The organism is Paenibacillus terrae, assembly GCF_005217525.1.
Lineage (GTDB): Bacteria > Bacillota > Bacilli > Paenibacillales > Paenibacillaceae > Paenibacillus > Paenibacillus terrae_C.
The window spans coordinates 351543-360959 of record NZ_PNXQ01000012.1; the positions used below are offsets into that span (position 1 = coordinate 351543).

The 9417-nt window shown below is 46.5% G+C and carries 8 protein-coding genes; 7 read left to right on the forward strand and 1 reads right to left on the reverse strand.

The annotated features are described in order from the left end of the window. Nucleotides 1–136 precede the first annotated feature (136 nt). Nucleotides 137–613 carry an N-acetyltransferase gene (locus C1I60_RS11640; RefSeq protein ID WP_014282525.1) on the forward strand — a complete coding sequence of 159 codons (477 nt, stop codon included), beginning with the start codon at nucleotides 137–139 and terminating at the stop codon, nucleotides 611–613. 83 nt (nucleotides 614–696) lie between these two features. On the opposite strand, the gene C1I60_RS11645 is transcribed toward C1I60_RS11640, so the two are convergent. Then, nucleotides 697–1257, reverse strand: coding sequence for a hypothetical protein (locus C1I60_RS11645; RefSeq protein ID WP_137061856.1), 561 nt, complete (start codon nucleotides 1255–1257; stop codon nucleotides 697–699). Between the two features lie 264 nt (nucleotides 1258–1521). On the opposite strand from C1I60_RS11645, the gene hrcA reads away from it, so the two are divergent. The 6 genes from hrcA (at nucleotide 1522) to dcuR (ending at nucleotide 9164) form a co-directional block, all read left to right on the forward strand. Next, nucleotides 1522–2553 (forward strand): heat-inducible transcriptional repressor HrcA, encoded by a 1032-nt coding sequence (gene hrcA / locus C1I60_RS11650; RefSeq protein WP_137061857.1) that lies wholly within the window; start codon nucleotides 1522–1524, stop codon nucleotides 2551–2553. Between the two features lie 182 nt (nucleotides 2554–2735). Then, entirely contained in the window at nucleotides 2736–3308 is a 573-nt protein-coding gene (gene grpE / locus C1I60_RS11655) for a nucleotide exchange factor GrpE (protein ID WP_137061858.1), read from the forward strand. 85 nt (nucleotides 3309–3393) lie between these two features. Beyond that, the gene (gene dnaK / locus C1I60_RS11660; protein ID WP_137061859.1) at nucleotides 3394–5229 is read left to right on the forward strand and encodes a molecular chaperone DnaK; all 1836 of its coding nucleotides are present in this window, start codon (nucleotides 3394–3396) and stop codon (nucleotides 5227–5229) included. Between the two features lie 247 nt (nucleotides 5230–5476). After that, on the forward strand, nucleotides 5477–6607 hold the full coding sequence (gene dnaJ / locus C1I60_RS11665; RefSeq protein ID WP_137061860.1) for a molecular chaperone DnaJ: 1131 nt from the start codon (nucleotides 5477–5479) through the stop codon (nucleotides 6605–6607). Between the two features lie 201 nt (nucleotides 6608–6808). Then, a complete protein-coding gene (gene dcuS / locus C1I60_RS11670) occupies nucleotides 6809–8464 on the forward strand; it encodes a DcuS/MalK family sensor histidine kinase (RefSeq protein WP_137061861.1) in 1656 nt (551 codons plus the stop codon). Beyond that, entirely contained in the window at nucleotides 8457–9164 is a 708-nt protein-coding gene (gene dcuR, locus C1I60_RS11675; protein WP_137061862.1) for a two-component system response regulator DcuR, read from the forward strand. The genes dcuS and dcuR overlap by 8 nt, the downstream gene beginning before the upstream one ends. Nucleotides 9165–9417: the final 253 nt, after the last annotated feature.

Below are 9417 nucleotides of genomic sequence, written 5' to 3' on the forward strand. Positions count from 1 at the left end.
TTGCACACCACCATTAGAGGGGGCATTCATTTTATAACACAATTCTGTCACGGCAGGGTAAATGAAGTATTGCGATTCTATGCGTAATGTTGTATATTTATTCATTATATGCGGCAAGCGGCAGGAGGAGAGCAAGATGGCTTCAGTGTGTAAAGATGTATTGTGCAGAAGTGCGGTTCCTGAGGATGTGGAGCCTTTATACCAAATGATTAGCGGCTATGCGGAGCGGGGAATTATGCTCCCGCGTTCAAGGGAAGTGCTTATGCGTCAACTGGAGCTGTTTATTGTGGCTGAAGTGGACGGCGAAGTCGTCGGCTGTGGTTCTTTATGCAAACTGGGTGATGATTTGGTAGAGATTCGCTCACTTGGTATTTCTGAAGGACATAAGGGTATGGGCATCGGCTCCAAGCTCGTAGAGGGCCTTATTATAGAAGCACGGCGGCAGCGTATTCCTAAAATTATGGCTTTGACCTACGAGGTCTCCTTTTTTATAAAAAACGGGTTTGATGTGGTAAACAAAGAGATTTTCCCTGAAAAGGTATGGACTGATTGCATTAACTGCAGTAAACAAAACAATTGTGATGAAATTGCGGTGTTAAAAATGCTGAACTGACCTGAGAATGATCAGGTCAGTTCGTTTTTTATTGGATCGAGCTTATATCTGGTCGTGGTAGATATAAGCTGTAATTGCTTGTCTCATTTTTGGGAATTTTCAAGATACTGCCACATCAACTTGTGATGTGGGTAAAGTTTTGCTGGTATATCTTCAAGGCTCCATATTGTATCTTCATCACTATCGTTATTATAAAGGTGAAATGAACCATCCAGAGGAATATCGTATCTGTATTTGTACAAGGCTACCACATATTTTTCTTTTGCTCCCGTTCGGTAGGTGTTAAAGGAGGGTTTCTCCAAATCGGCCGGGAGTGAATGATCATAGTCGTTAATTGCTGCAATACTATCGTTTATTTGCTGGGGGATACTTGGACTGAACTCTTGTGGATACAAGGAAACAGGAATTCTTAGGGTAAGCAGGACTACGACCAATAAAATAATAATGTAAAACGCGCTATAAAATTTGCGGATTAAAAAAGCGGTCAAACCAATAAGGACAGCGTTAATCATAAAAATAAAAGGCAGCATAATAACTCTTCCCAACCCTGTGTATGGAAACAATTTAATCAAAAGGTAAAACATACAGAGAGTAGGCAAGAGTGCAATCAGTACATTGATAAAGCTGCGACGATTTGTTCTCAACCAGCTTCCTCCTTATCATACAGCAGAGCTCAATATATTATAGAGAATAAGAAGCATATTTTCTATATTTTTCTTGAAAAATTTATAAAAACGGTTTTGTTGTCCGTAGTAATGAAATCATCGTATTGAAAATACTGATCTGACTTGACAATGATCAGGTCGGTTTGGTATTTTTGTATTATCGGTTAGCACTCATCGCTAACGAGTGCTAATGATTCCATTGAACGACCATGCTATTATGGATAAATAAAAGGGGGGATTCGCTTGTTAACCGAACGTCAGAGACTCATTTTGAATGCGATTATTGATGACTACATTCGTTCGGCTGAGCCAGTGGGTTCCCGCAGCATATCCAAAAGGCAGGATGTCGGATTCAGCCCCGCCACGATCCGTAATGAAATGTCGGATTTGGAGGAACAGGGCTATCTGGAGCAACCCCATACCTCTGCGGGACGCATCCCGTCTCATAAAGGCTACCGCTATTATGTGGATCATTTGGTACCACTGGATACGCTGAAGCCTATGGAAACGCGGGAACTAAAAGCCTTTTACGCCGAAAAGCTGAATGCAATGGAACAAGTAATTCAGCATGCATCAGGTATTTTGTCCCATATGACCAATTATACTTCCATCCTGCTTGGGCCGGAGGTTTTTCATACTTCATTGCGTCATTTTCAGCTATTGCCGCTCAACGAAACGACGGCTGTAGCGATTATCGTTACCAATACCGGTCAGGTGGAGAACAAGACAGTAGACATTCCGCCAGGAATTTCAATTTCCGAGATGGAGAAGGTCGTGAATTTGCTGAATAGCAAGCTGATCGGCGTGCCGATTTATCAGCTGAAATCACGTCTTTACACCGCACTTGGTCAGGAAATGGAGAAGCATGTGTCTCATTTTGAGGACGCTATGAAGGTGCTGGATAAAGCACTGGATAATGAATCGGATCAGCGCTTATATTTGAGCGGTGCAACGAACATGCTAAATCAGCCTGAATTTAAGGACGTTGAAAAGGTCAAACATATTCTCGATTTGCTGGAGGAAACACCAACGCTGCTTAAGTTAATGATGCCTGTCGCCGGAGCGCCCGAAATTCAAGTCCGCATCGGCACAGAAAATGATCACGAGGCGTTTGCCAATTGCAGTCTGATTACCGCGACGTATGCGGTAGATGGCGAAGCGTTGGGTACAATAGGTATACTGGGCCCAACACGGATGGAGTATGCGAGAGTTATCAATATTTTAGGTATCCTGTCTAAGGATTTGACCGCAATGCTTACGCAGCGGTTTAAATAGAATAAGACTGCACATGCTGCGGTTCTACATGTTCCGCGCCGGGGTACGGTATGTATCCTGCGCGGTTGCATTGCTGCGTGTTTTTGCTAAGTAACAACAACTTGAAATGAAGTGCAGCAAACAAGTTTGAATGTACAAATATGAATGTAATGGTAGTTATGACTTGAAGGAGGTGAAACATTTTGAAGGAAGAACAAGTGTTCCAAGAAGAAAAACAACAAAATGTAAGCACAGAGGAAGCCACTGAGACGAACCAGCAGGAAGAGCCGGTGAACGAAGCGGCAGCACTGGAAGCCCAAGAGGGTGATACAGAACTGGCTAAGCTTCGCGTGGAGGCGGAAGAGCACCAACAGCGTTTTTTACGCGCACAGGCGGATTTCGATAATTTCCGTCGTCGTACGCTGAAAGAAAAAGAGGACCTTGCCAAATATGCATCCATGAAGCTGGTTACCGAATTGGTGCCTGTTCTGGATAACTTCGAGCGTGCGCTGGCAACAGCACCGCAAGGAGCGGAGGCTGAGTCATTCAGCAAAGGTGTGGAGATGATCTTCCGTCAGTTTGAGAGCGTGCTTCAGGCTGAGGGAGTGACGGCCATGAATGCGGTGGGCCAACCGTTTAACCCTGATTTCCATCAGGCGATTATGCAGGTGGAAAGCGAAGAGCATGAGGAAGGCATCGTCGTTGAAGAGGTGCAAAAAGGATACATGCTGAAGGACAAGGTGCTTCGTCCGGCTATGGTAAAAGTGAGCATGTAGCTTTTTTAATATACATTAGCAACACATCTTGGCTTTAACTATTACGGCCTGAAGGCCTCGTATATACAGAAGGAGGAATTGTCTGATGAGTAAAGTAATTGGTATTGACTTAGGTACAACCAACTCTTGTGTGGCTGTTATGGAGGGCGGCGAAGCCGTTGTAATTCCAAATCCGGAAGGCGCACGCACAACCCCTTCGGTTGTTGGTTTCAAAAAAGATGGAGAACGTACTGTAGGTGAAACAGCAAAACGCCAAGCGATCACGAACCCTGATCGTACAATTATGTCCATTAAGCGTCACATGGGTACAAACTATAAAGAAAGCATTGACGGCAAGGAATATTCCGCACAGGAAATCTCTGCCATGATTTTGCAAAAGCTGAAATCCGATGCTGAAGCTTACCTGGGACAAACGGTAACTCAAGCTGTTATCACAGTTCCAGCTTACTTCAATGACAGCCAACGTCAAGCAACCAAGGATGCGGGTAAAATCGCGGGTCTGGAAGTGCTGCGTATTGTCAATGAGCCAACAGCAGCTGCACTGGCATACGGTATGGAAAAATCCGAAGACCAAACAATCCTTGTTTATGACCTGGGTGGCGGTACATTCGACGTATCCATTCTGGAACTGGGCGACGGTTTCTTCGAAGTTAAAGCGACAAGCGGCGACAACAAGCTGGGCGGCGATGACTTCGACCAAGTGATTATTGATTACCTCGTAACTGAGTTCAAAAAAGATCAAGGCATCGACCTGAGCAAGGATAAAGCAGCTGTTCAACGCTTGAAAGATGCAGCAGAAAAAGCGAAAAAAGAGCTGTCCGGTGTACTGACAACGACGATTTCCCTGCCGTTCATTACGGTAGCTGACGGCGTTCCACAGCATTTGGAGCTGAACCTGACTCGTGCAAAATTTGAAGAATTGTCTGAAGGTCTGGTAGAACGTACTTTGGGACCTACTCGTCAAGCGATGAAAGATGCAGGCATGAGTGCCAGCGACATCGACAAAATCGTGCTGGTCGGCGGTTCCACACGTATTCCGGCTGTACAGGAAGCGATCAAGAAACTGACAGGCAAAGAGCCTCATAAAGGCGTAAACCCTGATGAAGTGGTAGCTTTGGGTGCCGCAGTTCAAGCAGGCGTACTGACAGGTGATGTGAAAGACGTCGTTCTCCTCGACGTAACTCCACTCTCCCTCGGTATTGAAACTGCAGGTGGCGTATTCACAAAAATGATCGAGCGTAACACGACGATCCCTACCAGCAAATCGCAGGTATTCTCGACGTATGCTGATAACCAGCCTAGCGTGGAAATCCACGTATTGCAGGGTGAACGTGAAATGGCAGCAGGCAACAAAACGCTGGGCCGTTTCCAACTGGGAGATATTCCTCCAGCACCACGCGGTGTACCGCAAATCGAGGTTACCTTTGATCTGGATGCCAACGGTATCGTAAACGTATCTGCTACGGATAAAGGTACAGGCAAGAGCCAAAAAATTACAATCACATCCTCCAGCGGCTTGAGCGACGAGGAAGTAGAACGTATGATGAAAGACGCTGAGCTGCATGCGGAAGAAGATAAAAAACGCAAAGATCTGGTAGAAGCGAAAAACTCTGCGGACCAACTGATTTACTCCGTAGACAAAACGATCAAGGATCTGGGCGAAAAAGCGGATGCAGGTGAAGTCGAAAAAGCGAATGCAGCTAAAGAAAATCTGCAAAAAACGCTGGAAACTGACAACCTGGAAGACATCAAAAAGGCTACTGAAGAGCTGACTGAGATCGTTCAGCAGTTGTCCGTGAAGCTGTATGAGCAAGCTGCGCAAGAAGCACAGGCTCAAGATGGCGCAGCAGACAGCAAAGGCCGCGACAATGTGGTTGACGCAGACTATGAAGTTGTTGACGAAGACAAGAAGAAAGACTAAGCTACGGATCGGGTAGTGTAGCATTACGGTACACCGGTGCGTTATAATATACTGAATGAAAAGAAGCAGCGTTGCTGCCTTGATAAATAACGAATAGCCGAAGGGTAATAGTTATTTTCAGAATAAATAAGCATATTGCGGGTTGTACTGCCTTGAAATGATGGGAAGGTCAAAGCCGGGTCATCCCGTGCCTTTGGCTTTCCTTTTATATGTAGTGCAGACACGTTGTAGGCATGGGGGTGGAACATTGGCTGATAAGCGCGATTATTATGAGGTGCTGGGCGTCGCGAAGGGCGCTTCGGATGAAGATGTTAAAAAGGCTTACCGTAAGCTGGCGCGTCAGTATCATCCGGACGTGAACAAGGCTGCAGACGCGGAAACCAAATTTAAAGAAGTGAAAGAGGCTTATGACGTTCTCAGCGATGGTCAGAAGCGGGCAAGATATGATCAATACGGTCATGTAGACCCGAATCAGGGCATGGGAGGCGGCTTCGGTGGTGGGGCCGACTTTGGTGGCGGATTTGGCGATATTTTTGATATGTTTTTTGGTGGTGGCGGTAACGGTCGTCGTGATCCGAATGCACCGCAACGTGGCAATGATCTTCAATATACGATGACGATTGAATTCAAGGAAGCTGTATTCGGCAAGGAAACCGACATTAACATTGAGCGTACGGAAACGTGTGATACGTGTCACGGTACGGGAGCCAAAAAGGGTACTCAACCACAAACCTGTTCCGTCTGCCACGGTAGCGGACAAGAAGAAGTGGTACAGAATACACCGTTTGGCCGAATGGTTAACCGTCGCGCCTGCTCGAACTGTAGTGGTTCTGGTAAAATCATTAAAGAAAAATGTACCACTTGTAGCGGTTCTGGTCGTGTGCGCAAGCAACGTAAAATTCATATCCGTATTCCGGCGGGTGTGGATGACGGTGCGCAAATGCGTATCAACGGTGAAGGCGAAGGCGGTGTCAACGGAGGACCGGCAGGTGATCTGTATGTCGTTTTCCGTGTGAAGACGCATGACTTCTTTGAGCGTGAGGGAGACGATATTTACTGTGAAATTCCGCTGACGTTCTCGCAGGCAGCGTTGGGAGATGAAGTCGAAATTCCGACGCTGACCGAGAAAGTGAAGCTGAAAGTTCCGGCTGGTACACAAACAGGAACATACTTCCGTCTTAAGGGCAAGGGTGTACCAAAACTGCGTGGTGTAGGTCAGGGGGACCAGCACATTAAGGTGGTTGTGGTAACCCCTAGCAAGCTGAGCGAGGAGCAGAAGGATTTGCTGCGTCAGTTCTCTTCGCTTAGCGGTGAGCAGACACATGAGAATGAGCAATCTTTTTTTGACCGTGTGAAGCGCGCCTTCCGAGGCGACTAAGCCAGGGTAGAATCGCGGAGCTTCAACCATGAATCGGAGGGAACTGTTCCGTAATTGCGGAGTAGTTCCCTTTTTTTATTATACGAAATAGTGAAAGGCAAGCGTATGAGATTATAGCTATGCAAATTCACGTAAACACATACATAACCATTTTTGTATAAGTATATTGGATAATTTAGGTTTAATATGAAGCGTGAAAGGGTGAGTTCTATCGAAAAGTCACAGCCTAAGCTGCGTCGGAGAAAACCGCTACTTAAGCTTAGAGGGCTGATTACGCTGCTGGTTTGTCTGGTTATGGCACTGGTGCTCTTGCCTGCAACTTTGTTATTCGGCGAGAGAGTGGAGCATGAAACCGAGAAGGGGCTAGAGGAAAAAGCGATGTCCATCGCACGTACACTTGCCCATACGTCGCTCATTATTGAACATTTGCAGCAGTCTAAGTCGTCTGCCCCCATACAGGAGTATGTGGAGAAAGTATCATTAGCTAATCACATTCAATTTATCGTCGTTATGGACATGAAGGGGATTCGTAAGACACACCCGGATGTAAGGAAGATCGGCAAAGCCTTTGTCGGGGGTGATGAATATATTGCACTTCATGGTCATGAGAGCGTATCTGTTGCGAAGGGGACGTTGGGCTTGTCCATGCGAGCCTTTTCTCCCGTATTTAGTGCTACAGGCAAGCAGGTAGGGGCAATTGTTGTTGGTATTTCATTGCAGGACGTAGAGCGGGCTCAGGTGGGGAACTATCGGCTTATTGCGATCGCCATCGGTATCGGGATGCTGATCGGCACTGGAGGCGCTGTAGTGCTGGCCCGTAAAATTAAAAGCATGCTGGTCGGTCTGGAGCCGCCGGAAATCGCACGCTTGCTGGAGGAACGCAGCGCTATGCTGCAATCCATCAAGGAAGGAGTTATTGCGGTGGATGAGTCCAGCCGTATCATACTGATGAATGCGGAAGCGATTCGTCTGCTCAGGCAAGCGGGGATTGAGGATATCTCGTCCTCGGGGCAGGAGATTAACGCTTATTTGTCCGCTTTTCGATTACAAGAGGTCTTGGCAGCAGGTACTCCACGAATGGATGAGGACATGGAGTTGGGGGGAATAACCTTGTTCACCACCAGTGTCCCGATACGGGTCAAAGGGGAAATCGTGGGCGCAATTGTAACCTTTCGGGATAAAACGGAGGTAAGTCAGCTTGCCGAACGTTTGACAGGAGTGTCTCTGTATACAGAGGCGCTGCGTGCGCAGGCTCACGAATTTATGAACAAGCTGCATGTCATTATGGGGATGGTACATTTGCGTATGTACGACAAACTGGAGCATTACATCATGGATGCCGTTGAGCATCATCAAGTGGAAATTGGCTCGATTACCAGGCAGATCAGGGACCCGGTGATGGCGGGCTTTGTATTGGGGAAATTAAGTCGGGCTAGAGAGATTGGCGTGAGCTTCGAATTGACTCCGGGCAGCTATTTGCCTGAATCTAGTCGCACCCAAACCATTCATGAACTGATAACCATACTGGGGAATCTGTTTGATAATGCCGTGGAAGCGATGGAATCTCTGGAGCACAAGCGGATTACCTTGACGCTTTATTATGAGGAAATTGAGAAGTACGGCTGTCTGACCTGTGTGATACGTGATAATGGACCAGGCATACCGGAACCTCTCGTAGAGGCGATATTTGAAAAGGGTTTTTCGACCAAGGGAGAGTCACGGGGAATGGGGCTTTATCTGGTAATGCAAAGTGTGAAAAGATTAAAAGGAACGATAAAGCTGATTCCGGCCGAGCAAGGGTGCTGTTTTCAGATTAAGATTCCATATGCCGTAATGGGGAATGATGAACATGATTAATGTCTTAATTGTAGAAGATGATCCGATGGTTGCCGAGTTTAATCGCAAATATACGGAGCAGGTAGAGGGCTTTCGATGTGGGGGCTGGGCAGCATCGGTAGAAGATGCCAAGAAATTTCTGGAAGAACAAGCGATTGATCTGATTTTGCTGGATGTGTATATGCAGGAAAGCAATGGACTTGATTTATTGGCTTTTATTCGTGAGACAGGAGAGAATGTGGATGTCATCGTGATTACGGCTGCAAGTGATATGAACAGTGTCAAAAAAGCGATGAATTTCGGCGCGGTGGATTATTTGATTAAGCCGTTTCACTTTAACCGTTTTCTGGAGGCGCTCACGGGTTATCGGGAGCATGTCAGTATCATGCGTGAGCGCAGCTTGCTTTCGCAGGAGGAGTTGGATCGGCTGCTTTATCATAAAAGCTCGACCAAAGAGCTGGCCCGGCTACCCAAAGGAGTAACCAAATCCACGCTGGCTATGGTATGGAACTGTATCCGGCAGCATGAAGCGATGTTATTTTCCACCGAGGATATTGCGGAGAGTGCAGGGATATCCAGAGTATCTATGCGCAAGTATCTTGCTTTTTTGACGGAAATTGAGGTACTTGCCATGGAAACCGTATACGGCACCATTGGACGACCTGTTTATCAGTATCGAATTTTACCGCAGGCGGAGGAAATTATGAACAGTTATATTTAAGCCCTCTTTTTGATTACTTTAATTACAAAAGTGAATGATTAGTTTAAAAACCAAATAAAGCGTTTTCCAAAGTGTAGAATGGAAGCATGGTCATCATTCTTCACTACAAGGAGGGAGTTTTATGGAAAATGCTACAAACCAGCCGGTCATTCAAAGGTGGCAAAAATGGCGTAAAAATCCTGCAGACGGCATCAGGGTGCTGGGCAGGATAAAAGTGGGAGTTATTCCGCTTCCGCTTTATGTCGTGATTGCG

Excerpts from the sequence above, each read along its gene's own strand:
- dnaK (WP_137061859.1), top strand. The coding sequence starts at position 3,394 with ATGAGTAAAGTAATTGGTATTGACTTAGGTACAACCAACTCTTGTGTG.
- dcuR (WP_137061862.1), top strand. The coding sequence starts at position 8,457 with ATGATTAATGTCTTAATTGTAGAAGATGATCCGATGGTTGCCGAGTTT.
- C1I60_RS11640 (WP_014282525.1), top strand. The coding sequence starts at position 137 with ATGGCTTCAGTGTGTAAAGATGTATTGTGCAGAAGTGCGGTTCCTGAG.